Origin of the sequence: Dysgonomonas sp. PF1-14 (assembly GCF_029892965.1) — a bacterium.
Classification (GTDB): domain Bacteria; phylum Bacteroidota; class Bacteroidia; order Bacteroidales; family Dysgonomonadaceae; genus Dysgonomonas.
Genome location: NZ_JARXWN010000018.1, coordinates 54,354 through 79,944, shown reverse-complemented (window position 1 = coordinate 79,944; position 25,591 = coordinate 54,354). Strand labels below are relative to the sequence as shown.

26 protein-coding genes are annotated in these 25,591 nt (G+C 42.0%); 4 read left to right on the top strand and 22 right to left on the bottom strand.

The features are described from left to right. The first annotated feature begins 170 nt into the window (after positions 1 to 170). Both M2448_RS17445 and M2448_RS17440 read left to right on the top strand, forming a co-directional pair. A complete protein-coding gene (locus M2448_RS17445) occupies positions 171 to 1,736 on the top strand; it encodes a DUF3945 domain-containing protein (RefSeq protein WP_280647423.1) in 1,566 nt (521 codons plus the stop codon). Positions 1,737 to 1,771: 35 nt separating this feature from the next. Further along, positions 1,772 to 3,880 (top strand): type IA DNA topoisomerase, encoded by a 2,109-nt coding sequence (locus M2448_RS17440; RefSeq protein ID WP_280647422.1) that lies wholly within the window; start codon positions 1,772 to 1,774, stop codon positions 3,878 to 3,880. Positions 3,881 to 4,065: 185 nt separating this feature from the next. Here the strand turns inward: M2448_RS17440 and M2448_RS17435 are convergent, their stop codons facing one another. From M2448_RS17435 to M2448_RS17360, 16 genes are all read right to left on the bottom strand, one after another. Then, the gene (locus tag M2448_RS17435; protein ID WP_280647421.1) at positions 4,066 to 4,554 is read right to left on the bottom strand and encodes a cation transporter; all 489 of its coding nucleotides are present in this window, start codon (positions 4,552 to 4,554) and stop codon (positions 4,066 to 4,068) included. 22 nt (positions 4,555 to 4,576) lie between these two features. Further along, complete coding sequence (gene arsA, locus M2448_RS17430) at positions 4,577 to 6,259, bottom strand: arsenical pump-driving ATPase (protein ID WP_280647420.1); 1,683 nt, start codon at positions 6,257 to 6,259, stop codon at positions 4,577 to 4,579. Between the two features lie 9 nt (positions 6,260 to 6,268). Then, positions 6,269 to 6,595 carry an arsenite efflux transporter metallochaperone ArsD gene (gene arsD / locus M2448_RS17425; RefSeq protein ID WP_277465999.1) on the bottom strand — a complete coding sequence of 109 codons (327 nt, stop codon included), beginning with the start codon at positions 6,593 to 6,595 and terminating at the stop codon, positions 6,269 to 6,271. A 10-nt stretch (positions 6,596 to 6,605) separates the two neighbouring features. Further along, the gene (locus M2448_RS17420) at positions 6,606 to 7,307 is read right to left on the bottom strand and encodes an aromatic aminobenezylarsenical efflux permease ArsG family transporter (RefSeq protein ID WP_277466000.1); all 702 of its coding nucleotides are present in this window, start codon (positions 7,305 to 7,307) and stop codon (positions 6,606 to 6,608) included. After that, on the bottom strand, positions 7,307 to 7,753 hold the full coding sequence (locus M2448_RS17415; protein ID WP_277466001.1) for a nitrophenyl compound nitroreductase subunit ArsF family protein: 447 nt from the start codon (positions 7,751 to 7,753) through the stop codon (positions 7,307 to 7,309). Before M2448_RS17415 ends, M2448_RS17420 begins: the two co-directional genes overlap by 1 nt. A 10-nt stretch (positions 7,754 to 7,763) precedes the next feature. After that, positions 7,764 to 7,997 (bottom strand): thioredoxin family protein, encoded by a 234-nt coding sequence (locus M2448_RS17410; RefSeq protein ID WP_277466002.1) that lies wholly within the window; start codon positions 7,995 to 7,997, stop codon positions 7,764 to 7,766. A gap of 75 nt (positions 7,998 to 8,072) precedes the next feature. Then, the gene (locus M2448_RS17405) at positions 8,073 to 8,393 is read right to left on the bottom strand and encodes a metalloregulator ArsR/SmtB family transcription factor (RefSeq protein ID WP_280647419.1); all 321 of its coding nucleotides are present in this window, start codon (positions 8,391 to 8,393) and stop codon (positions 8,073 to 8,075) included. Between the two features lie 149 nt (positions 8,394 to 8,542). Then, a complete protein-coding gene (locus M2448_RS17400; RefSeq protein WP_280647418.1) occupies positions 8,543 to 8,758 on the bottom strand; it encodes a hypothetical protein in 216 nt (71 codons plus the stop codon). 208 nt (positions 8,759 to 8,966) lie between these two features. Further along, positions 8,967 to 10,049, bottom strand: coding sequence for a site-specific integrase (locus tag M2448_RS17395; protein ID WP_280647417.1), 1,083 nt, complete (start codon positions 10,047 to 10,049; stop codon positions 8,967 to 8,969). A 201-nt stretch (positions 10,050 to 10,250) separates the two neighbouring features. After that, positions 10,251 to 11,648, bottom strand: coding sequence for a tRNA uridine-5-carboxymethylaminomethyl(34) synthesis GTPase MnmE (gene mnmE / locus M2448_RS17390; RefSeq protein ID WP_280647416.1), 1,398 nt, complete (start codon positions 11,646 to 11,648; stop codon positions 10,251 to 10,253). A 313-nt stretch (positions 11,649 to 11,961) separates the two neighbouring features. Further along, on the bottom strand, positions 11,962 to 12,513 hold the full coding sequence (locus tag M2448_RS17385) for a DUF4269 domain-containing protein (protein WP_280647415.1): 552 nt from the start codon (positions 12,511 to 12,513) through the stop codon (positions 11,962 to 11,964). Positions 12,514 to 12,521: 8 nt separating this feature from the next. Then, entirely contained in the window at positions 12,522 to 13,751 is a 1,230-nt protein-coding gene (locus M2448_RS17380) for a lipase family protein (protein ID WP_280647414.1), read from the bottom strand. Positions 13,752 to 14,203: 452 nt separating this feature from the next. After that, on the bottom strand, positions 14,204 to 14,821 hold the full coding sequence (locus M2448_RS17375) for a hypothetical protein (RefSeq protein WP_280647413.1): 618 nt from the start codon (positions 14,819 to 14,821) through the stop codon (positions 14,204 to 14,206). 201 nt (positions 14,822 to 15,022) lie between these two features. Continuing rightward, entirely contained in the window at positions 15,023 to 16,168 is a 1,146-nt protein-coding gene (locus tag M2448_RS17370; RefSeq protein WP_280647412.1) for a porin, read from the bottom strand. A gap of 179 nt (positions 16,169 to 16,347) precedes the next feature. After that, on the bottom strand, positions 16,348 to 17,001 hold the full coding sequence (locus tag M2448_RS17365; protein WP_280647411.1) for an ElyC/SanA/YdcF family protein: 654 nt from the start codon (positions 16,999 to 17,001) through the stop codon (positions 16,348 to 16,350). Beyond that, positions 17,001 to 17,867 carry a nucleoside phosphorylase gene (locus M2448_RS17360; RefSeq protein ID WP_280647410.1) on the bottom strand — a complete coding sequence of 289 codons (867 nt, stop codon included), beginning with the start codon at positions 17,865 to 17,867 and terminating at the stop codon, positions 17,001 to 17,003. The genes M2448_RS17365 and M2448_RS17360 overlap by 1 nt, the downstream gene beginning before the upstream one ends. A gap of 94 nt (positions 17,868 to 17,961) precedes the next feature. Between M2448_RS17360 and rlmH the strand changes: the two genes are divergently transcribed. Beyond that, on the top strand, positions 17,962 to 18,435 hold the full coding sequence (gene rlmH, locus M2448_RS17355; RefSeq protein ID WP_280647409.1) for a 23S rRNA (pseudouridine(1915)-N(3))-methyltransferase RlmH: 474 nt from the start codon (positions 17,962 to 17,964) through the stop codon (positions 18,433 to 18,435). Positions 18,436 to 18,709: 274 nt separating this feature from the next. Here the strand turns inward: rlmH and M2448_RS17350 are convergent, their stop codons facing one another. From M2448_RS17350 to M2448_RS17325, 6 genes are all read right to left on the bottom strand, one after another. Continuing rightward, the gene (locus tag M2448_RS17350) at positions 18,710 to 19,150 is read right to left on the bottom strand and encodes a carboxymuconolactone decarboxylase family protein (protein WP_280647408.1); all 441 of its coding nucleotides are present in this window, start codon (positions 19,148 to 19,150) and stop codon (positions 18,710 to 18,712) included. 160 nt (positions 19,151 to 19,310) lie between these two features. Beyond that, positions 19,311 to 20,057: a 3-oxoacyl-[acyl-carrier-protein] reductase gene (fabG, locus tag M2448_RS17345; protein WP_280647407.1), complete on the bottom strand. Its 747-nt coding sequence runs from the start codon at positions 20,055 to 20,057 to the stop codon at positions 19,311 to 19,313. 42 nt (positions 20,058 to 20,099) lie between these two features. Continuing rightward, on the bottom strand, positions 20,100 to 20,690 hold the full coding sequence (locus M2448_RS17340) for a TetR/AcrR family transcriptional regulator (protein ID WP_280647406.1): 591 nt from the start codon (positions 20,688 to 20,690) through the stop codon (positions 20,100 to 20,102). 507 nt (positions 20,691 to 21,197) lie between these two features. After that, a complete protein-coding gene (locus tag M2448_RS17335) occupies positions 21,198 to 21,497 on the bottom strand; it encodes an RNA-binding protein (protein WP_280647405.1) in 300 nt (99 codons plus the stop codon). A gap of 26 nt (positions 21,498 to 21,523) precedes the next feature. After that, positions 21,524 to 21,970 (bottom strand): cold shock domain-containing protein, encoded by a 447-nt coding sequence (locus M2448_RS17330; protein WP_280647404.1) that lies wholly within the window; start codon positions 21,968 to 21,970, stop codon positions 21,524 to 21,526. A 43-nt stretch (positions 21,971 to 22,013) separates the two neighbouring features. Continuing rightward, entirely contained in the window at positions 22,014 to 23,132 is a 1,119-nt protein-coding gene (locus tag M2448_RS17325; protein WP_280647403.1) for a DEAD/DEAH box helicase, read from the bottom strand. A gap of 766 nt (positions 23,133 to 23,898) precedes the next feature. Between M2448_RS17325 and M2448_RS17320 the strand changes: the two genes are divergently transcribed. Further along, positions 23,899 to 25,509: a CTP synthase gene (locus M2448_RS17320; RefSeq protein WP_280647402.1), complete on the top strand. Its 1,611-nt coding sequence runs from the start codon at positions 23,899 to 23,901 to the stop codon at positions 25,507 to 25,509. Positions 25,510 to 25,591: the final 82 nt, after the last annotated feature.

The window sequence follows — 25,591 nt, the reverse complement described above, 5'->3', positions numbered from 1 at the left end:
AATTTCACTTTTGAGGTCGGAATAAAGGTCATTTTTATAGTCATATTTCAAATCACCCCAGACAACCCCGGACACAAGCATCCATCGCCTTAAATCCTTGCAGTCAATCCATTACTTAGACTTACTTTCGTTCTGCATTACTATTAATGCAGAATAAAAACATATTTATTATGGACGAAAAAAAAGTAAAAAGTGAAGAGCCTAAAGTCTTTCTGACACAAGGCGAAGATGGCAAACTTAAAGTCATCGCAGGAGAACAGGACGGCAAGTTGAAAACGGTCGATCCCAAGAAAGAGAACGCCGACCAGTTCATGAAGATTGATACCAATGGTAATGCGTTGGAGAATTTCTTCAAGAAGTTTTCGGCGCAGTTCAGCCACCCATCGCATACGGGTGTTTATGCTGTTACTGCATCAGCAGCAGATAAGGTTGCGGCTTTCCTCGACAAACTTATCCGTATTGACCACAAAGACAAGGCACTCGACCCGTACCGTGTCAAATTTGACGGTAAGATACGCATAGAGGTAGAGTTTACAGGCAAGTATCAACCCTTAGACCTGAATAAGCTCAACTGGAAAGAAGTTGAAAAATTGGGTGTTTCCGGCGAGAACTTGCAAGATGCCCTCAAAGCAATGGTTTACGGGCATAAGTCGCCCGGTCTGGTCGATATTAAACCCGCCGTTGACGGACAGGAATTTCCCATGCAAGCCCGCTTATCGTTGGAACAGCAGCCGGATGGTAGTATCAAAGTCGCTGCCCATCCCAAACAAGAGCAGCCCGATTTTGAAAAGCCGTTCATGGGAGTTGTCTTTACCGAGCAGGATAAAGAGCAGTTCCAAAAGACAGGACACGGCGGGCGTGTGTTCGACCTTGAACCCATAGCCGGAGGCGAAAAAGTTCCTTCGCTTATCTCCCTTGATAAACTTACCAACCGCTTTGAGGCTATGGCGTTGAAGGATATTTATATTCCGCAGACCTTGAAAAACGCCCCGCTTTCCAATGAACAACAGCAAGGATTGAAAGAGGGTAAAGCCGTTTGGATTGAGGGTATGGATAAGAAAACGAAGCAAGGCGAAGAACCCTCAAAGATTGACCGCTTCGTTCAGTACAACGCCGCCAGTAAAAACTTTGATTTCAAGTTCAGCGATGAGCAACGCCAGCAGTTCAACCAAGAGCGACGAGCCAAGCAGGGCGAGGGACAGGCGGAAGGTCAGGAACAGAAAATGCCTAAAGCCCGCAAGCTCGGTGAGATTTGGGTTTATTCCAAACAGGGCGGCGTACAACTTTCCCGTGAAGATTTCGACAAGCTGTGTAACAAAGAACATGTCTTTGTCAAGGACATGGAATCGCAGAAGCCCAAACAACAGGCGGATGCTTCGGGAGCGCAAAAAGTGGAAGCCACCGATCAGAAAGGGCAGAAGTACAATGCGTGGGTATGGATTGACGAAAACAGGGGAAAGGTTCGCCATACCACCAAGCACCCCGATCAGGTGCGAGCTATCGAAGCGAAGCAGGCTGTCAAAGAGGGACAGAACATCAAACCCGCCGCAGAGAGTAAAACGCAGGTTGCCGTCAATAACGAGGGTAAGACCAACGAAGCGACCAAACATTCCACCGAGCCGCTAAAGAAAGGTCAGTCGCAGCCTACCGAAAAGCAGGCGAAGAAAAAAGAGCAGAAGCAGGAACAGAAACAATCCCCTGCCGCTCCGAAGAAAGGGAAAGGGCGCAAGATGTAATCCATTATTCAAACCACTAAAAAATCAATGTTAAAATGAAAATTATAATTGCAGAAAAACCGTCTGTGGCTAAGAGTATAGCAGTCATAGTCGGCGCAAACAATAAAAAAGATGGCTATATAGAGGGTAACGGGTATGCCGTTACATGGGCTTTCGGGCATTTGGTCGGGCTTGCCATGCCGGAGCATTACGGCATCGAGGGTTTTAAACGTGAGAACCTGCCGATACTCCCGAAAGAATTTAAGCTGTTGCCCCGTCAGGTAAAAGAGGGCAAGGAGTATAAGAATGACCCCGGCGTAATGAAACAGCTTAAAGTAATCAAAGAACTGTTCAATAGTGGGGATGAAATTATTGTAGCTACCGATGCCGGACGTGAAGGAGAACTCATATTTCGCTATATATTTGAATATATAGGCAGTTCCCTTCCGTTCCGCCGTTTGTGGATTAGCTCACTTACCGACAGAGCAATCAAAGACGGTTTCCAAACCCTACGTCCCGGAAGTGATTACGATAACCTGTATGCTTCGGCGAAAGCCCGCAGTACCGCTGACTGGTTAGTGGGATTGAATGCAAGTCAGGCACTTTCTATCTCCGCAGGTTATGGTGTCTGGTCGCTCGGTAGGGTGCAGACACCGACACTGGCGATTATTTGCAGCCGATACCTTGAAAACAAGGATTTCAAACCGCAAACCTATTTCCGCCTGAAACTCCATACGGCGAAAGATGCTGTGGCTTTTCCCGCCCTTTCGGTGGATAAATTCGTTACTCGAACCATCGCCGAAGAAGTTACGGCACAGGTCAAAGCAGCCGGAGCGGTTAAGGTTACAGGTGTGGAGCGTAAAGAGGTCAAACAAGAATCGCCTTTGCTCTACGACCTTACCACGCTTCAAAAGGAAGCCAACAGCAAGCATGGTTTTTCGGCAGATAAGACCCTGACGATAGCGCAGGCATTGTACGAAGCGAAAAAAATATCTTATCCCCGAACAGGCAGCCGCTATATCTCCGAAGACGTACTGGAGGAAATACCGCACCTGATCGCTATGCTTCGTTCGCATCCCGATTTCGGCACGTATATCGACAGCAGGTTCGATACAACGCTCAATACCCGTTCGGTGGACGATATGAAAGTTACAGACCACCATGCGCTGATTATTACGGAAGATCCGGCTACCGGATTATCCAAAGACGAACAGCTTATCTACGATATGGTCGCCGGGCGTATGCTTGAAGCCTTCGGCGAACGTTGCATCAAAGAGAACACCACCGTTTCGCTTGACGCGGGCGGCGTACACTTCTCCTGCAAAGGTAGCGTTACACTCGTCCCCGGTTGGAGGTCAGTATTTAATTCTAAGGACGAGCCAAACGATGAGGACGATACGGCAGTTCTGCCCGCCCTCATTGAAGGCGATAGCCTGTCTATCCGTGATTGTGAAATACAGGAGAAGCAGACCAAACCCCGCCCGCTTCACACGGAAAGTTCGTTGCTTGCGGCTATGGAAAGTGCAGGCAAAGAGGTAGAGAACGAGGAAGAACGCGAAGCGATGAAGGATTGCGGTATCGGAACACCCGCCACCCGTGCAAGCATTATCGAAACGTTGTTTTCGCGTGAATATATCGTACGTGAAAAGAAATCCCTTGTCCCGACAAACAAGGGGCTGGTGGTCTATCTGGCGGTAAAGGACAAGAAGATAGCGGACGTTGCCATGACAGGGCAATGGGAACAAGCCCTCAATAAGATTGCATCGGGCGATATGGAGGCATCGACATTCCATAAAGCAATAGAGGTTTATGCTTCACAGATAACGTCCGAATTGCTTGATATGACATTTGAACGACAGGATAACCGCCAGTCATGCCCTTGCCCGAAATGCAAGAGCGGGAATGTGGTTATCTACAATAAAGTCGCCAAGTGTCAGAATGAAAGCTGTGGGCTTACCGTATGGCGTTCCATTGCTAAAAAGGAACTGACGGACGGGCAACTGACAGACCTTTTGATGAACGGCAAGACCGCCTTTATTAAAGGTTTTGTAAGCAGTAAGACCGGAAGCACTTTCGAGGCAGCAATCAAATTCGATGCGGACTATAAAACAGTCTTTGAGTTCCCGCAAAATAAAGGAGGCAGCAAAAAACGACGTTCTAAGTAAAATCTTCATTATATTTTCATAAGATACTCACGCTCGACAATGCTAAAATGAATTTTGCACTGTTCTCGCTTAATCGTATCTTTGCCACTGAAAGACTTTGTTTTACGATTCGGAATAGTCGTTTAACATTGATCTTTTAGTGGTGGGCATCCGGGGCAAGGCTTCGGATGCCTTTTTTGTATTTGCTACCTTGAAAGTTTCAGAATACGGACAGCACCGCGTATCACTATCAGAAATATTATTATACCAATAATCAAGTCAGGTAGATTGCTCCCAAACCACCAAACGAGTAACCCGGCAACGATAACCCCAATATTTATAATAACATCGTTCGCCGAGAAAATAATACTTGCTTTCATGTGTGCATCTTTACTTTGGGTGCGTTGTAACAACCAAAGACATACGGAGTTTGCCGCTAAAGCCAATAGCGAAATTCCAATCATGGCTTGAAACTCCGGTATAACTTCCAAACCTACAAATCGCCGGATAACCTCCGATAAACCGAGCAAAGCGAGGATTATTTGTAGAATCCCACTCCACAATGCCACCCGTTTTTTCTTCGCAATTGCAGCGCCGACTACCATTAGGCTCATACCATAGACCAACGCATCAGCTAACATATCGAGGCTGTCGGCAACCAAGCCCATAGACCGGGAAATAAGCCCGGTTGTCATTTCTATAAGAAAGAAACCGAAATTAATAGCAGCTCGATAGTTGTTTAACTCTCTCTATCCATGTTAATTCGCTTTGCGCTTTAGCTTGCAGGAATGGGTTTTGGGTTTCCACCAACGACAGGCAGGAATTGACCACCCACCATTTGTTATTGATTCCGGCACGTTGCAGGTCGACTTGCAATCGTTCCGCTTCAAATACGGGCGTGGCTTCGGGTAACGTAACGATAACCACTTCCGTTTCACGGGCATTCCTTAAACGGGGTAAAAGTTTGCTTACCGAATCGGGAATACCCTGTGTGCGCTCCACTTCTTTGTGGTAGCTTTGCGTAGCATCCAACAGGAGCAGCGTGTGTCCGGTAGGTGCGGTATCAATCACAATGACCTCGTTGTCCGCTTTATCGACGATTTCCGCGAAAGCCTTGAACACGGCTATCTCCTGAGTGCATGGCGAACGTAAATCCTCTTCGATATACTCCATATCTTCGGCGCTCATGGTTGGCGCAGCCGTACTGCGGACTTCGTTTTTGTATTTTTCCAACACCTCTGCTTCATCAATCCGGCTAACTGTCAGTCCCGATTTAACCGCAAGGTCATAATTCAGGTGATTCGCAGGGTCGGTAGTTGTCAGGTGGACTTTCGCACCACGGGAAACCAACCCTAATGCGATACCGGTGGCCAATGTGGTTTTGCCGACACCGCCTTTACCCATAGTGAAAATAACCCGCTTGCCCGATGCGTATAAATCGTCTATCAGGTTGTCGAGGCTCTTTTCTCCGGTTATCGGTTTATAGCCGGCAACAGGCTGAACTTCATCTTCGCTCAGCAAACGGCGGATATTCGCCACGTTTGACAGGTTGTAAGAGCGAAGCGGAACATTGAACAGAGGAAATCCGGTAAGTCCTTCCGGCATATTTTTAATTGCCGACTGCTGTTTGCCGTGAATCTGACTCGAAACGGAATCCTGTTCATCGACTTGTTGCAACACCCCATTGATAACCAATGTTTGGTTCTTAATCCCCAGCGACATAAGTTCGTGGGAGGAACGGGCAGCTTCGTTTAAAGCAGTCGTTTCAGGACGGCTAACCAGTATCAGGCGTGTTTTATCCCCGTCTGAAAGGGTGGCAACAGCCTGTTTGTAGATTCCCTTGCGTTCTTCCAGTCCCGATAACTGTCCCAAACAAGACGCGCCGCGCGTACTTTCGTCAATGAACGTACTCCACGCCGACGGCAGTTGAAGCATACGCAAAGTGTGTCCGGTGGGTGCAGTGTCGAAAATAATATGGTCGAACCCGGTCTGTTTCTTTTCATCGGTTATGAAGTCCGAAAAGGCATTGAAAGCGGCTATTTCTACCGTACAAGAGCCTGAAAGCTGTTCTTCCATATTCTGAATAACGCTTTCGGGTAATTTGCCCCTATACGGAGAAATTACGCTTTCGCGGTATTCGGCTGCTGCCTGTTCGGGGTCGAGATTGACAACCGTAAGTCCGGGAACTTCCTTGATTGCAATACCGTGTCCGTCCAACGTTTGACCGAATACGTCTTGCAGGTTGGAAGCGGGGTCGGTACTGATTAATAAAATTTTCGCTCCTTTGTCGGCTAAACTTACGGCAGTAGCGCAGGCAACCGATGTTTTACCTACCCCACCTTTTCCTGTAAAGAACAGGTATTTTGTAAGCCCAATGCCGGACAGATTAAATGCTTTCATTATCCCTGTTTATTTTAAATTCACAAAACCCAAATCCACGCCAGTCCATTCCATTAGCTGTTCCGTTGTCGGATAACCTTTCGATACGGTTACAACGCCGTCCACTAAGGTAATAGGCAAGGCTTCCGCACCGTGTTCCTGCAAATAGTCGTTCACCACCTTGTTGGAAACATAGAGTTGCGGTTCATCCCGCAGGTTATGGCGTTCGATAGCTACCCCTTTGCGTTTCAGGGCTTCCGTCATTGCGGCGATCCTCAACAGTTCAGGGTTTATGTTCGGCCCACACAATCCTGTGGGGCAACATAAAGCGGGGTCAAATATTTCTATCTTTTTCATATTGTTCTTATTATAAATAGTTAATTATCAAATAGCAAATACCGATTGCAATAAAAAGGACAGCTACTATTTTTCGCATCCATTTTTCAAACGTTTGCATCCGGTTGTAGAATTTACCCAGCCCGGCAACGCTGTAAGCCAATATCCATGCAACGATAATTACGGGTAATCCTGTTGCTATGGCATACACAACGGGTAGTAGAAAACCACCTGATACGGTAGCCGACATCGGTATCAACATCCCGAAGTAAAACACTCCGCTTGTGGGGCAGAACGCAAGGGAGAAAAGAATCCCTAACAATAACGCTCCCCATCCGCCTTTGGCTTTCACTTTATGCCCGCCCATGTTGATTTGTGGCATTCTGATTTTGATTATATCCAGCATAAAAATTCCGATAAGAATAAGTGCCGGAGCGATAACCATGCTGCCGTATTTGCCGATGAATTTCTGAACGGAGTACATACTTGCACCTTCCCGTAGTATCGGAATGAGTATGAATCCCAAAGCGGTATAGGCGATAACCCTTCCCAGCGTATATAGCAGACCGTTTAAGAAAATCTTATGCTTATTCTCTATATCTTTACTGATAAAGCCTATGGCCGTTATGTTAGTAGCCAACGGACACGGGCTTATAGCTGTCAGAATCCCTAAAAGAAATGCGGTGATAACGGGGATGTTGCTATTCTCTAAAAGCGACTGAATGTACTCCATTACTGCTTCGGGCGTAGTTCTTCAATCTTATCCTTAATTCCGGTTTTGAAAACGTCCGGTTGCCCTTTCACATAAGAAAAAGCGTAGTCGGTCATATTGTTAATGGTTTCCTGATTGTTCTTCCATCCGTTGATAAACAATGAAGACCAAGTAACTTCATATTTGTCCGCAATCGCTTCGTTTTCCTTTTGCGAAATATCTATCGCTTTGAACACGATAGCGCCGTTTGCCAACTCTTTTGAATATAGGCTATCCAGTAATTCTATGGTATGTTTCTCGATGGCACGGCAGGTAATACAGCGTTGCGCTCCATGAAAATAAAGAACTTCTATGCGGTCGCCCTGAGCTGCTCCCTTTGTTTGCGCCGTCGCACTCGCTTTCTTATTTGTTCCGCCACCGCAAGAGATCAGGACTATTGCAGCAAAAACATAAATCAGATTTTTCATACGTTAACGGTTATTGAGTGATTAATTGTTCAATTTCGTCCTTTGATAAAACTTTCCCTGTCGATAAAACCTTTTCATCGACAACCAGTGCGGGAAGCCCTCGTACACCGTATTCGATGATTTTAAGAATATCATCCACTTTGGTTACTGTTGCATCCGAGTTTAATTCCGCAACGACCTGCTCAACCCTTGATAATAGCGTTTTGCAGTTTGCACATCCCGTTCCTAATACTTTAATTTCCATATCTTGCTTTTATTAAGTTTTACAGACAGTTGTTTGCCGAACAGCGAACACTCAAAGCAAAAAACATATGCTACATCAGCAGCATCCGTTCTTTTCAACGTATATATTGAACAGGCTTGCGAATAAATTACGGGTATTCTCCCAATTCTCTTTATTGATGCAATACCTTACTTTGGGTGCTTCTACTTCACCCTGAATCAATCCGGCATCTTTCAGTTCTTTCAAATGTTGGGAAACCGTAGCTTTTGCGATAGGTAGTTCTTCGTGAATATCGCCGAAAAAGCAGCTATCCTGTTTTGCTAAAAACAACAATATAGCCACCCTTGTCGGATGCCCCAACGCTTTTGCAATCCGGGCGATCAACTCTTGGTCTTCTATTTTCATTGCTGTTTTCATTTTCTTTCTTTATTGCTGTTCGCAAACTTACGAACAATGTTCTAATATTCCAAATGTATTTCTGTTTTTTAGTGCAAGGTGCAAGTTTATCTATATATAGATGCTTGCACCTTGCACTAAAAATAAACTACTATAATCCAGATAGTTATTTATTTGAAAAGAAGATGTATCTTTGAACAGGTTGGATATGGCCAAATTACGTCCATACTCAGTAATTCGCGGTAGGTCTTACCACCTATGATAACCGTATCGACAGAAACCAACAGGTCTTTATAACCGTAATCTATCTTTTGGGAGCTGGGAAATTCGGTAAGCCAATCCAAACTACCGTCCGGCTGCAATACGCTGGTCGAGTGATGCAGCAATGTATAGGATGATCTTTTTCATTTTTTTTATTACGTGTTATTTTAGCCTGCATTGTGTCCCGTACATTAATCGCTGGATGAAAAATACTGTTGAAAATCGGGTAAGAATATTGGCAATATGGGGATTATTTAGTAATTTTGCACTAATAAGTCGCTCTTAATGTATTGTTGAAAACGAAGCTAATCAGCGAATGATGATAGCTGGTTTCTAAATCGTTACCTGTCTGCAAAATCGAATTTGTAATGCACTGAAATTCAATCGACTGAAAAATTTTCTATGCCTTCCGCAATGGAAAGTAACATCTTTTGTTATTCCGGCTTTCATACACCATTTTGATAATTCGGTTAGAGTTTGGCTATTATATCTAAAGCCAGAGAATACCAGTTTATCCGGTTCCCCTCTTTCTCCCATAAATTCCTCTGCTTGTTTATTTATATCTAAATATTCTTGACCTTTTGTTTTTTTCTGCTTAAATACGACCCGTGTCTGTTCTCCAAAAGTCTGTACCTCTCCCCATGTCATTTTTTCAATGTCGCTTTTTCTTATTCCGGTTAAGCAACTAAAAAGAAAAGCACGTTTTAATACCGGGTATCTACAAGGCGTTTTCGCCAAAGCCTTAACCTCATCGAATGTTAGATAAACTCTTTCTGTTTCATCTTGTTTAAAGCCCTCAATACCTCTTAATGGGTTCACGGCTAATATTCTATCATCATAGGCTTGGTTTATACACGCCCTTAGCTTGTTGAAATAACTAACTTTTGAGTTTTGGGAGAGTGATTTTGCTGCAACCTCATCATCCAGTTGGTTGTATTTTCTCTTATGTTGGTCTTTTGCTGCGTTGTTGAGGAAATCTTTAAAGCCCTCTATAAAATTGGCATCAACGTGTTTAAAAGTGGTTTTCTCATCGCAATACTTTTCAAGATGCTTTAAGCAGCTAAACCAGTTTCCATAATTTCCGGTACTGGCTTTTCTTTCTTCACATAACTTTCTGAAATAGGCTAAAAAAGGAGTGTCGGTTTTAAAAGTATTGGTAAAACCATATTCGCCATTCTGTATTTCTATTTGGCGTTTGGCTTTAATGCTTAGGGCTGTTTGCAAAGTCTGTCGGTTTTGCTCTTTCTCTATTGGAGTTTTGGCATCAACCAAATAGAGTTTTAAAAACTCATAGCTTCTTTTCCCGTTATGGTAAATATCAAGATATAGGCTAATGCCTCCATTTGCTATTTTTTTCTCTCTAAGCCTTACAGGCTCCTTTTGCCCTTTACTGCCTGTTTTTGATTTCGCTCCCATAATTACCGTTACTTTTTGTTACTCATTTTCTTTTCGGTAACAAAGTAACAACAAAATAACAACAAATAAAAGCAAATCAAAAGAAAAGTAACGAGTTAATTTAAGCAGTTATGAGTATTTGTAAGTTGCTGTAAATTAGAGAATATATTATCTTATTTTTGGCTATATTTTTATTTTTGTTTTCAGTACCAAAAATTGGGTTTACTTTCCGATACAAAACTTCCCGAATATATTCCCCAATATCTCATCGGTGGAAATCTGTCCTGTTATTTCGCCCAGATAGTGTATGCATTCACGTATATCCTGAGAAAGAAAGTCACCTGATATCTGTAGGTCGAGGCCATCTGATACGCGGCGTATGGCAGCCAGAGCCTTTTCCAGCGCTTCGTAATGGCGCATGTTAGTAACAATGATGTCTTGTTCACTTATCTCAGGAACATTTGCAGCCTTAATAAGCCTGTTTTGCAGATCGGCTATACCTTCTTCATACTTTGCCGATATAAATATGCGCTCAGATATTTCTTCCTGCAATATCGTACGTTTCTTATCCATAACCACGCCACAGCCAACAACGTCTACCTTATTAAATACAGCGATCAGTTTCTGATGGCTTGCAATACGTGGTAATATCTTTTCAGCAAGTTCATTTATATGAGCTTCTTCTGTTGCAGAGTCGATAATCCATAAGACGATACTGGCTTGTTCTATTTTCTGGAAAGTACGTTCGATGCCGATACTTTCTATCTCGTCTGTAGTATCTCTTATACCCGCTGTGTCTATCAGGCGGAAGGTCAACCCCTGTATATTTATAGTGTCTTCTATTACATCGCGGGTAGTTCCATGTATGTCAGAAACAATAGCTTTTTCTTCATGCAAAAGCAGATTCAGTAGTGTCGATTTTCCGGCATTGGTTTCCCCTATTATAGCTACAGGAATCCCATTCTTTACGGCATTACCCAGACTAAACGATTCTGCCAGTTTCTCGATATGTTGGGCTATGTCGTAAGCCGTTTCCATAAGCCTTTCCCTGTTGGCAAACTCAACATCTTCCTCAGAAAAGTCAAGTTCCAATTCGATCAACGACGTGAAGTTCAGTAATTCAGTACGAAGTTCCATCAACTTATTACTGAATCCTCCGCGCATCTGGTTCATTGCCAAACGATGCGTAGCAGCAGAAGACGATGCTATAAGGTCAGCAACCGATTCGGCCTGTGATAAGTCCATCTTTCCATTCAGAAAAGCCCGCTGTGTAAACTCACCGGGCTGGGCAAGTGTAGCCCCTTTGGATATAAGCAGACGCAATATATTCTGCTGAATATACAACGATCCGTGACAGGATATTTCAATAACATCTTCGCCTGTAAACGAATGCGGTGCTTTGAAAATACTTACCAGTACTTCATCCATAACGGAATCATTCTCCATTATAGAGCCGAAATGAATTGTATTGGCCTTTTGATCTGTCAGCTTTTTTTCGCTTACAGACCTAAATACTGTATCTGTCAATCCTATACATCCGTTTCCCGATAAACGTATAGTTGCAATACCTCCAATACCCGGAGGTGTCGATATAGCGGCTATGATATTATTCTCCTGCATATTATATATTCGTAATTATAACATTCCAAAGTTACATCTAATTCAGTTAACAGTCAACAGCAGATGTGGATGGAATTTTAACTAAAAAGTAACGAATGTAACGGATTTGCGTTGTTTTTGTTCTTCGTTACTTTTTACCTTTCCTATTTTCTGCTAATACGGATTTTAACTAAAAAGTAACGAATGTAATGAATTTGTATTGTTTTTATTTTTTATTACTTTTTCTATTAATAATTCATTTAATTCAAAGATCCTTTTCTGTTAACTGATTCATTATTATAGATAAACCTATCCCGATATAATAACGGTTATTTCAGGAAAATCTTTCAGCTATAAATTCTTTTAAAGCTTCATCCGATAAATTTTCGAGCAGTAAAAGCTCGGAGTAAGGCTCTGACATGTCAAGTAATTTTCCGAAAGCAGGCTCTGTTTTATAGCCGTTCTTTTTCAGTCCGATAATCTTTTCTCTGAATCCTTCTCCGGCTATATCCATAATGCGTGATTCAACGACCATGTGTCTGTATCCATGCTGTTGGGTAAAAGGTTCGGAAGTTACATATATCTCGAACGGCATACCCGAATATTCAAAACCTGCAACGTATGCCTTTCCTTTAAAGTGATCGGAAAACAGAGGGTAATTAGAAAAATGTTGCTGTACAAACTTCTGGAACGAAATCAAATCCTGAGCCTGACAGACAATATCAAGATCGCTGCCTTCTACATCTATGCCAATGGGAAAAGTTCCCACTAAGATAGGACTGTATTTGCTCAAGGTGTGAAGTATATTGGTTTCACTCAATAGGGCATAAGCCCGCTGTTGTCTTTCGTTACCGGAGAGCAAATATGTTATATCAGAAAAATCCATTACAAGAATTACAATTTTCTTAAAGCCCTTAATACAAAGACAGGGTAAGTGCTTGAATGTGTACCATCCTCATGGAGATATTTATTTACATTTACACCTTTCTGTTGTAGTCTGATAAAAGCTGAATCCGTATTGAATGTCGGCACCCATGTATCGTTAGTACCATGTACCAGTTCCACAAATCCTATAGCATTAAAATCACTTACATTATTGTCGTTCAGTGCATCCATATATGCTTTGTCGGTCTGTTTTACAATGCCTTCTACAAACACCGGATTAAAAGCCTGTACCGGAGCAGATGGTATTTCCTGCGACTGCATGATCTTATCTGTACCTATATATTTCTTAGATACAAGTTCGATTTCCGGCTGTACTAACAGGTTTAAATCCCTATTGATACCATATACATTATTATATGTAGTCAGTACCCATAGATACGATGCTGTGAAATGCGGTGCTTCGCCTGTGGTTTGCTGTATTACATGTGTCGCAGTAGCTACCTTGTCGTAAGCTCCGGCTCCGGCCACAGTAGTAATATTGGTAAACCCTCCGGGATTTTCGCTGAACGATTTTAATGTGGACATTGTTGCAAATCCACCTTCCGAATATCCGAAAAGATAGAGCTTGTCAGGATTTGTATTCAGCGACTTCTCCTTTGCAAAAGCGGGTACAGCTTCTATCAGTTTTCGGGTAGCTTCGGCCAGAGACGGCCTCACTTCGTAATAATGGATATTTTTTTCATCGGCTCCATATCCGAAATAATCCGGCACTACTACTATATATCCTTCGGTCAGGGTGGGAGGAATCAGGCTGAGAGCGTTGCCCAACGATCCTGCATCTTTAAACTTATTGAATGAGGGAGCATCTGATTCTGAGAACAGAGTGCCATGCTGGATAGATACAATACTCAGGGGTTTGTCTTTCTCTCCTGCCGGAAGCACAGGATAACCGATAAGCCCAGATAGCGTTTTTGTTTCACCAAACGGATCGACAGCCTCATAGGTTACCTTCGAGAATGTGATGTCATATTTTATTCTTGTCAGTTCAGCCTTCAACACAGAGTCGGAAACTTGCATCTTGCTTTTCAGATAGTCGCCATAACTCTTTCTGATTTCGTCCGCCTTTATCGTCTTTATATTTTTCTCACTCTTTATCGGGGATGTATTGTCGCGGGCAGAACAGGAAAAAATGGAAAGGGCAATTAGTGTGACTGCAAAATAAGAAATATACTTTTTCATAACATTGTTATTAAGTGATTTACAAAATATTGAATCATCTGTTTATGATAATAGTTCGATTATTTGCTGCGCGTAATCACAGATTACTTGCATTCCTTTTGTCCTAAGCCACAAAAGGAATCAAAAAGTCTTTTGCGCCACGCTTCATAGGACGACCCGTAGAAGGGCTTAAAGTCTAAACGAAAAAACTCGCTCAGAAGTTTGTAGAATCTTCATTTGAAGCTAAGCTCAAACACGTTTTCGTTTCACGCCTTTTTCACCCTACGGGTGCCCCGTCCATAAAGCTAACGGCGCTTGGCTGACGCACAATTGAGTGGGGACAGCTATTTTGCTTGTAACTCGTAACTGCCTGTAAAGCGAGGTAACTTGTAACTTATAATCGAACATATAACTTAAACAGAATTCAAAAATGAATCTATGTAAATCACAAATATATGGAAAAATACCAGTCGTTAAGGTATATTGTATGTAATTCTCTTCAGCTCGGCATAATCATATCTGCCGGACGTTACAAGTGTTTCTATGTTTTCAAAATAGTTGAGTCCGGCTAAGCCAGTTCCGCTTGGTGCAGTTGTAGTCTCAGTGATAAGGAATCCGTTACTTAGCAGGAAAAGCCCTTTGATATACGGCTCTTCGTTCGGCTCCCATATAAAGTCTGTTATTTTTGTGTTCCTGACTTCCGATACCTTATTCAGTACTGTTTCGGTTTTGTGTGGCCTGTATTCCTTAGGGAGTGATTCTTGTCCGATCATTGTTCCCAGATGTTTCCCTATCCGACGGAAAAAAGCCCGTTTCTCTTCCCTTCTTCTATCGGCTATCTCTTTTATCGTTTTTCCATCTTTGTTAACATGGTATGTTGTTTCAACAAGGTATTTATCCTGAAAAAGACTTTCTGTATTGTTGTCAGGTTTTTCTATGAGGATCTCGTCATCATCCGAGTAAGGAATAGTTACAAAGAAGCTATTATCTATTTCGAGGTAGCATGCCGACCGGTCTAATCCGTCCTGTTCATATTCAAACCTGATATAGATATCTGTGATAGTCTTCCCTATAATATCCCTTGCCTGCATATTTATTTAGTAACTGTTTAAAGTTGACCGAAAATATTTCATATAACTGTTTCAGATTATTCTTTGGCTCTTATTTTTATTCTTTCTTCTCCATTTTCTACTTTCCATTCTTGGTTTAGCCCGCTAAACCTGCGAATAAAAAGAAAAAAATATATTTGAAATAATACAAAATAAGAGTACCATTCAAATTTAAACAGTTACTTAGAATACAATTTGCATTTGTCCCAGTACGGTATTAGAATCGGGTGCTCCCCATTTCTTTGAATAGTCTGAATAGGTATAATTCAGTTGGAAACGGCACGATTTGTAAAAGTAATAATTTACCCCTACAGTGTAATCCATTACTTCCGTATTTATATTCTTATCCGTATTCAGGTAGTCGGCTTTCACAAAGGCATTCAGCTTCTCAGGAATAAAATACCATTGCCCCATACCATGAAGCCCTTCTTTACTGATGCCGCCATCGTTGGCTTTGATCCATTCGGCGCGGGCATACAATCTGCCGGCTTTGTAGTCCGAACTCACAACCCAGCGATTGCGTACATGGTCGGCTTCTTCTGTGTCTGTTCCTTTCACGTAAGTTGCTTCTCCGAAGTAAGCACCTCCGCCTATACGAAAGCCCTTAACTGGTTGAAACATAATATTCCCCACAAAGTCTTTCGAGTTATTCGTTTCGCTGGTTATCAGTCCTGTACCCTGATATATTCCCAGTCCGTATTCGATCAGGTCGTGGTTCTTCATTTTTACCAGACTTCCGTATATCTGAATACCCATATCGCGGCCACTGTTATTTTTACCGTTTTGTTTTTTCAGTACATCGTCAGCCATCCCCACCAATGTAGATACCGAGCGGGTATTGGTAATAGACTCTAAGGTGGTCAGCGAGTGCTGATTTTCGAGCGAGAATGGTGTTTTTGCTTGGCCTACCCGTACATTGAAGCTATTGGATGGAGTCCAGTCTACATAGAACTCAGTCAACGTAGGGTTTACAAATTCCATCATCACCATGTACTTGAAGTTGTTGAATATCTCTCCCTGCATATATAGAAATGCAACCCTTGCATCCAGATTATGTTTTACCCTGTTCACATCGCTGTATTTATACATCATCAGCCCGTATCCGCCAAAGCGCATATAAGGGGTATTGAAAGCATCCCTAACCTTTTCTACAGTCTGGTCGAAAGAGCTCTTCTGTTTTACAGACGGCTCTGTGCTAAGCGAATCGGCTTCGCTTTGGGTCAGTATATTTTTTTCTACAAGTTTCTTTAATAGTTCATTGTTTGAGTCTTGTGCATAGCCCATAGTAGAGGCTATGCAAAGCATAAGGACAAATACTGCTTTTTTCATTTTTGAGTTAAAGTGGTTTTTTTTTAGAATAGACCGACAAAAGTATTCTTTTTTTGCAACTATACCAAACTTGTCGATAATAAGCTCGTTTTGTGTTTTCTGAATTGCTGCAATCGGATTTTTATATTGTAATAGCTGCTTGAAATAGAAAAGGCTTCCTCTAGGGAAACCTTCTCTTATTATATTTCTATTTGCTCGCCCAGATGTCGGGGCTGCTTATCTGTGATAATATCTACAAAAACTTTTACCCGTGCTAATACCTCCCGTATCTTTGTTCTGTACGAAGACCGGTTCAGCCTCAGATCTTTTGCATTGTAACCGTAGACAGTCAGTCCTTCCTGTTGTGCAATAAAGATGGCGCGTTCGTTGTGAAACTCCTGTGAGACGACAATAAAAGAATCCTGCCCGAATATCTTATTCATCCTGACCACCGAGTCTAGTGTGCGTAGTCCGGCATAGTCGCAATGGATGATGCTGTCGGGTACGCCGAGTTCTATCAGCGAGTTGCGCATATCGTCGGCTTCATTGTAGTCTTTCCATCTGTTATCACCACTAACGACAAAGACTTTTACCTTGCCTGCATCATAAAGCTCTTTTGCAGCCTGCATACGATAGGTAAAATAGTAATTTTGCCTGCCGCCGATATTCTTAGCTGCCCCCAGTACTAACGCGGCCTTTTGCGCGGGAATACTATTGGCATCCGAATAAATGAAGTCTTTAGAGTCGTGTGATATCTTCCAGTTGGCAAATACTATAATAGCCACTAAAAATACTGTTCCCGCCAGAATTACATACATAATCCGCTTTAGGGTTTTCTTTGTTCCGGCTTTCATCAAATACGCTCCAGTACCTTCTTTATAAGATCTTCTATCGATCCTTTATAGTTAGCATTTGATTCACCTGCCAGACGATTTGCAATGATTGTACATACGGTCATAGACTTATGTCCCATCAATCTTCCTAATCCCGCTAGTGGGGCACTTTCCATCTCGTAGTTGGTGATCATGTCATCCTTATATTTGAATGTTTCTATCCTGCTGTTGAGGTCAGGGTTAGCAAGCGGCATACGCACATATCTGCCCTGAGGCCCATAAAAGCCGATTGCAGAGATAGTAGCACCTTTTATCATATCGTGTCCGATGCGCTCTACCAGTTCTTCGTCAGCTTTTACAACATAAGGATCGCAATGTTGCGGATTCCAACCTACATGCTTCTTAAATTCATTTTCGAAGTCGAGTAGTGAAACCGAGTCGCGTCCGGCATAGTAATTCAGCACTCCGTCAAAACCGATTGATTTGGCCGCTACAACATATGACCCTATCGGGCAATATGGTTGTAATCCGCCCGAAGTACCTACACGTACCATCGTCAGTTGTTTGAAGTCTTTTTTTACCTCGCGTGTCTTGAAGTCTACATTAGCCAGCGCATCCAGTTCAGTGATCACAATATCCATATTGTCGGGGCCTATACCATGCGAAAGGGCTGTGATGCGTTTTCCTTTATATGTACCTGTGATAGTATGAAACTCGCGGCTCTGTATATCGCACTCTATACTGTCGAAAAACGAGGCAGTCAGATTTACCCTGTCAGGGTCGCCCATCATGATTATTTTATCTGATAACTGTTCAGGTTTAATGTGAAGATGAAATACACTGCCATCTCCGTTGATGATAAGTTCCGAATCTGGTATTATTCTCATAGCTATATATTTTATGGTGATTACAGACAAAGATATAACAGATTAACTTTATAACAGAGAGAAAAGCTTATTTTTGTACCTTAAAATAAGTTATATGAGAATCACTCTTCTGGTTATAGGCAAAACAGATGCAGGCTACTTTGTAGATGCAGTAGACGAATACCGTAAAAGGCTCGAACACTATATTCCTTTCGAATTGCAGGTAATTCCGGATATCAAGAACACGAAGAATCTTACCGATGTTCAGCAAAAAGAAAAAGAAGGGGAGCTTATTCTCAAATCATTGCAGGCGGGCGACTACCTTGTGCTGCTCGACGATAAAGGAAAAGAATATACATCGATGCAGTTTGCCTCATATATAGAGAAAAAGACACATACTGTCGCCAAACGTCTGGTGTTTGTAGTTGGTGGACCGTATGGATTTTCGCCGGCAGTATATGAAAAAGCCAATGAAAAACTGACATTATCGCGTATGACTTTTTCGCATCAGATGGTACGCCTTATCTTTGTAGAACAGCTTTACAGGGCAATGACGATACTGAATAACGAGCCTTATCACCACGAATAAATCCAACTTAGAATGAATAAGCCTTTTTGTCGATAGAAATTCCCTCTTTGTCGACTCGGTTTGTTTTATTTTGCAGAATGTAGTAATATTGAACTTTCGATTACATAAACACATATTCTGCATAGGTAGTCCTATGATAATACCAGTGAAACATCGTCAGGTGGACACTGATAAAAATATAAGTTCTTTTAAGTATAGATAATTGATGTTGAAATTAGAGGCGGATTTTGCAGTGATGCACGATCCGCCTTGCCTTTTATGACTTATGAAGAAATCAGTCCAATGGCTTCAAGGTGCTTATCGCAATACGGTTCCACGCGTTTATTGTAATTATAGCCATAATGACCTCTGCTAGTTTCTCTTTACCGAGTAATAATTCTGCCTTCTGGTAGGTTTCATCGGAAACACCGCCTTTGGCTATCAGTGTGACCTCTTCTGCCAGTTGCAGTATAATCCTCTCTGTTTCGGTAAACAGCTCTGTTTCCTGCCATGCACTTAACAGATAGATACGTTGCTCTGTTTCTCTCAGCTTGCGGGCATCACGCGTGTGCATGTTGAGACAGTATGCACAACGATTGATCTGTGAGGCACGTATTTTTATAAGTTCTTTTTCTATGGGCGATAGTGAAGTGGTATTCATATATCGTTCCAGACCCAATAATGCTTTATATGCACCGGGTGCAGTTTCCTGCATATTTATTCTCTTGATTTTCATGTAATTCTCTTTCCTTTCTGTGAAGTGATGAATATGCGATTATAACCTGAATCCTATATGAAAAGTTCGTAAAAGCACTGTTAAAAATAGTATGATATATAAAAAATAGCAGCAGGAAAGACTTCCCGCTGCTATCATCTTATTATTATTTCTCAGTATATTATGCGTTCATTCCGCCACAGACAGGAATAGCCTGTCCGCTCACGTAAGCAGAAAGTTCCGATCCTAAGAATACGGCAACGTTAGCCACATCTTCCGGAGTTCCTCCGCGACGAAGTGGGATTTGCTCAGCCCATTTCTTTTTCACTTCCTCAGATAATACGCCTGTCATTTCGGTGATAATGAATCCCGGACAGATGCAGTTTGCGCGGATATTTCTCGATCCCAGTTCTTTAGCGATCGATTTTGCCAGACCTATCATGCCGGCTTTGGATGCAGAGTAATTTGTTTGTCCTGCATTTCCCGAAAGACCAACCACAGAACTCATATTGATAATGTTACCGCTTTTTTGTTTGATCATGATAGGGGTAACGGCATGGATAAAGTTAAACGCCGATTTCAGGTTCACATTTATCACCATGTCCCATTGCTGTTCGGTCATGCGCATCATCAGCCCGTCGCGGGTGATACCGGCATTGTTGATAAGAATATCTATTTGTCCGAAATCTTTAGCTATTTCTTCCACTACTTTGTGCGTATCTTCAAAATCGGCAGCATTCGATGCGTAACCTTTTACTTTTACGCCGAATTTAGCAATCTCGGCTTCGGTAGCTTTTGCATTATCGTCAATAGCCAGATCAGTAAAAGCAATGTTAGCTCCCTGTTCTGCATATTTTAGGGCAATGGCTTTGCCAATACCACGAGCTGCACCTGTAATAATAGCGGTTTTACCTTCTAGTAATTTCATAATTGTTATAAATTAATATTGATTTAGTTTTAATCTCGATCCTTATTTCTTCTTCTTTATTCCTTCAAATATAAGATAGGCGATATTCTCCCGCTGCGATTCGGTTTGCAGGCTCTCGGCTCTTATCTGCCCCCGTATATAGGGTACTTCCAGCCCCTTCAGGGCATGGTGCAGTATCTCGGCTGTCGCCTGTGTGTCGGGCATCTCGAATGTCCCTTCCTCAACGCCTTTAGTAAGAATATCTTTCAATACCTGTATCTCTTTCAGGTCGAACGATTTCCTGACATTCTGTACCCGCCATATATCGCGGAAGAAGTCAGCTTTGAGCGTACCGTTTCGGGCGACTACATTTTTTATCGCATCGAATCGTGTATAGAAGAAAAGGAGAAGTTTTTCGTCAGCCGGAAGTTTTTTGCTGGCCACAGTCTGCAAGGCGTGGTACATCTGGTCGAGTTCGGTTTCGAGTACTGCCTGATAGACTTCGTTTTTATTATTGAAGTATGTGTATAATGTACGGCGTCCCTTGTGCGAAGCAACTGCAATATCGTTCATGGTCGTATTTTCCACACCTAGTTTAGCAAATAACTGGCGGGCTACGTCAATCAATATATTTCGGGTCTTGTTTATGGCCATACGCTTTCAAAAGTGCACACAACTATTATAAGTGTGCAAATTTAGTATAAAAAATATTGAATACATAATAACTATGACCTTTTTCTGAGTCATATCATTGCTTTTTGTTAAAAGTTGACAAACTTGATATGTTTTCCCCTTTTTTATTTAGCCTTTGGCTGTTAGCTTTTAACTAAAAACTAACAATAGTTACAAGTTTGCCTCGTCTTCACTTCGGCGAATGTTATTTCTACGCTCTATCGGGCAGTTACAAGTTACAAGTATTTTTTTGCGTCTTCGTGCCTTTGACTCGCCTTCGCGTCGTCGATTTTCAATTGTGTGAGACAGTTTTAACTAAAACCTTACATTTCTTACAAAGATCGCTTTTTCTATTAACTGTTGACTGATCACAGTTAACTGATTCGTCTTATAGATAAAGATGGGCAGAAAAGATAACCTGTAGTTCAATTAATTCCAATAAAAAACGGGTAAGTTTTTTAACTTACCCGTTTAATATAAAATATCTGGTTAGTAGCGATTCCTGTTGTATCCGCCACCATTATTGTATCCGCCGCTGCTTCTTTCAGTTCTTGGACGGGCAACATTTACAGTGATGGTTTTACCCTCAAAGTTGGTGCCGCTCAGTTCATCAATGGCTTTCTGGCCTTCGGCATCATTGGGCATTTCTACAAATGCGAAACCACGAGACCTGCCGGTTTCTCTGTCTGTAATGATTTTCGCAGAATCTACTTCTCCGTGCTCTGCAAATAATTCTTGTAAACTTTCGCTTGTTGTGCTAAAGTTTAGTCCTGATACATAAATGTTCATTCGTTTTTTTATTAATTTATTATTGATTATTGCTCGTTCTTGTTGGCAAGAGCGATCCTTACGGCATTCATGCCTTTCTGACCACGTTCCAATTCGAATGTCACTATATTTCCTTCTGTGATGGAGGCTGGGGCGCTACTGACATGGAAAAAATATTTGTCGGTACTCCCTGTATGTTTGATAAAGCCATATCCCTTTTCAGAATTAAAATGTTCTACCCGGCCATTCAGTACAGGGTCTTCCATATCTTCCTTCTTCGGGGTAGATATTGCAATATCTTCTACGTCTATTTTTTGTTTATTTGTCCGATCAGGTGGCGTATCTGTTATTACACCATTTTCGTCCACATAAGCGATCATGTCCTCAAAGGATGCACCGCCATTGGCTTTGCGTTCCTCTTTTCGTTTTTGCTTTTCTTGTCTTTTTTGTTCTTTTTTCTTTTCTAATTCTCTTTTGTTAAATGATATAGCCATAGGCACTGTTATATTTTTTAGTTTTTAAAATTTGAAGATTTGGTTATGCAGGAACTGCATTTAGCTTTTTTCCTGTCAACTTCTGGATATCTTTTACCATCGGGTATTCTTCGCTCGAACAGAATGTAAGAGCTGTTCCGCTATGCCCTGCGCGTCCGGTACGGCCAATGCGATGAACATAGGTTTCCGGTATATCCGGCAAATCGTAGTTGATGACCAGTTCCAGATTGGCAATATCTATACCCCTTGCTGCAATATCCGTAGCTATGATTACGCGCGTTTTACCCGACTTGAAGTTGGTAAGCGCCCGTTGTCTTGCATTCTGGCTTTTATTGCCATGAATGGCTTCGCACCCGATACCCTTTTTGTTCAATACGCGTGCTATCTTGTCCGCCCCATGTTTTGTGCGTGAGAAAACAAGAACAGCTTTTTCTTTTTCTCTTCCTAAGATGTCAATAAGTAGTTCGCTCTTTTGCGGTTTCTCTACAAAGTACAAGCGCTGTTCTATAATGTCCACAACAGACGATACAGGAGCAACTTCCACTCTTACGGGTTTGTACAAAATTGTTTTCGACAGCTTTGATATTGTATCAGGCATGGTAGCCGAGAAAAACAATGTTTGTTTCCTTTTAGGCAACAATGGCAACAAGCGTTTAATATCATGTATAAAACCCATATCGAGCATACGGTCGGCTTCATCGAGCACAAAATGCTGTATCTGGCTGAGCTGAATATGCTTTTGGGCAATCAGGTCTAGCAGGCGCCCCGGTGTCGCTATCAGGATATCGACTCCTTGCTTTAGTTTGTCTACCTGAGGCTTCTGATTCACACCTCCGAATATTACCGCATGGCGTAGGTTTGTATATTTGGCATAATCGCTGAAACATTCATCGATCTGTATTGCCAGTTCCCGCGTGGGGGTAAGTACCAGTGCCTTTATTTCGCGTTTCTTCCCAACTGTCTTATTTTGATATAATTGTTGAATGATAGGTATGGCAAATGCTGCGGTTTTTCCTGTTCCCGTCTGTGCCAGGCCTAATAAATCATTATTGTTCAATACAGGAGGAATAGCCTGTGCTTGTATGGGGGTAGGATTCTCATATCCTTTTTCTTCTAGTGCCTTCAGTATGGGCTCTATAATCTTTAGTTCTTTAAATGTCATTAAATAGAAGTCCGGCCGCTATGTTAGCAGTCTTGTTTTAGTTTATAAATACAAATTGTGAGGGAAAAACTATTGAGGTAAGACCGACACTAAGATGTCTCGAAGTGCAAAGATAGTTATTTGTTCTTTAATAGTCAGCAAGATATGGATAAAACATTCGGTAAAGATGATAATTTTATGTTTTTTGACATGTTGGTTTGGATATTTTTAATTGTGCGCAGCAAATAATAGGACGTTTATTATTAATGCGAATTTCAGTAGTTGAAATTATATGTTTGTTTATTAGCTACTAGTTACTTCGCCCTTTGGGCAGTTACAAGTTATAAGTAAATCCTTTATTTATTGTCTCCAGATCGAGCGTCAGCACGCGCCATTAGCTTTATGGACGGGGCACCCGTAGGGAGAGAAAGGCGTAAAACAAAAACGTGTTTGAGCTTAACCGTTGATTGGAACAATACAAAGTTGTGAGCGAGTTTTTTTGTTTAGCCTTTGAGCCCTATAACGGGTCGTCCTATGAAGCGGGGCGCAAAAGACTTTTTGATTCCTTTTGGGGCTTAGGCCAAAAGGAATGCAAGCAATCTGTGATTGCGCGCAGTAGAAAATAATAGAAGGTTTATTTAATATAACATCAAATACTGATTCGCATAATTAACAAATCAGAGAGATTTTAACCTAACTACTAAGAGCCACAAATGTGGAAAGCTAAATATTTTTTGTACTTTTGTGCTTTCTTTTTCGAGTCTATAAAAATAAAAAACGAAAAGTCGTGGCTAATACGAAGTATATATTTGTTACAGGAGGAGTTATATCTTCCTTAGGTAAAGGTATTATAGCCTCTTCACTTGGCAAACTCTTGCAGGCCAGAGGTTATAAAGTGACAATTCAGAAACTGGACCCTTATATCAACATCGATCCCGGTACACTTAATCCTTACGAACACGGAGAGTGCTATGTGACTGTCGACGGTCACGAGGCCGATCTTGATTTGGGGCACTATGAGCGTTTTCTCAACCAGCCTACCCATAAAGATAATAATATCACTACAGGGCGTATCTACCAGAGCGTGATCAACAAAGAACGCAAGGGTGATTATCTGGGAAAGACGGTTCAGATCGTACCACATATAACAGACGAAATAAAGCGCAACATCAAAATGTTGGGCTCGAAATATAACTATGATTTTGTAATCACCGAAATCGGAGGGACAGTAGGCGATATAGAGTCCCTGCCTTTCATCGAAAGCATACGTCAGTTGCGTTGGGAACTTGGTAATAACTGCCTGTGCGTACATCTTACCTATGTGCCGTATATTGCTGCGGCTAAAGAGGTGAAGACCAAACCGACACAACATTCCGTAAAACAGCTGCAATCGGAGGGGGTACAGCCCGATTTGCTTGTACTGCGTACCGAACATGTGCTGAACAAAGATATTCTGCGTAAAGTGGCTCTGTTCTGTAACGTTGAGGTTGATGCGGTGGTGCAGTCGGTAGATGTATCAACTATCTACGAAGTGCCTTTGATGATGCAGGAACAAAAGATGGATGAAACTGTCCTGCGCAAACTAGGCATGCCGATAGGAGAGAAACCTCTTATGCAGCCTTGGCGCGATTTCCTTGACAAGAAGAAAAATGCCAAAGATACAGTCCGTATCGGATTGGTCGGCAAATATGTAGAACTGCCGGACGCTTACAAATCGATTAACGAATCGCTTCTGCAAGCAGCTATATATAATGATCGTAAGCTCGACCTGCAATTTGTGCTGTCTGACAAATTGACCGCAGAGAATGTCGAAAAAGCATTATCTTCATTCGATGGCATAGTTATTGCTCCGGGTTTTGGACAACGCGGGGTAGAAGGTAAGCTTCATGCCCTGAAATATGCTAGAGAGCATGATATGCCTACATTCGGTATTTGTCTGGGAATGCAGTGCATGGTTGTAGAATATGCGCGTAACGTATTGGGACTCGAAGATGCAAATTCGACCGAGATGAATCCTCATACGCCATTCAAGGTTATCGACCTGATGGAAGAGCAGAAGAATATAACCAACATGGGCGGCACCATGCGTCTGGGTGCATATAAGTGCGAACTAGAGAAAGGCTCACTTGTCTATAAAGCTTATGGCAAGAAACTGATCGAAGAACGTCACCGTCACCGTTTCGAATTTAATGGTGACTATAAAGAGGATTTTGAAAAGCATGGTATGAAATGCACAGGAATCAATCCTGAAATGGGATTAGTCGAAGTAGTAGAAGTGCCGGATAAAAAATGGTTTTTAGGAGTACAGTTCCATCCCGAATACAATAGTACGGTAGTATCGCCTAATCCTTTATTTATAAGCTTTATCAAAGCCGTTGTAGAGAATAAGAAAAAATAAATTATAAAAGGAAGGAATGTTTTCGTTAAGCAATGAGGGCAGAACCAAGTTTACTTGAGTTATGTTGTTGCGAGAAAACGAC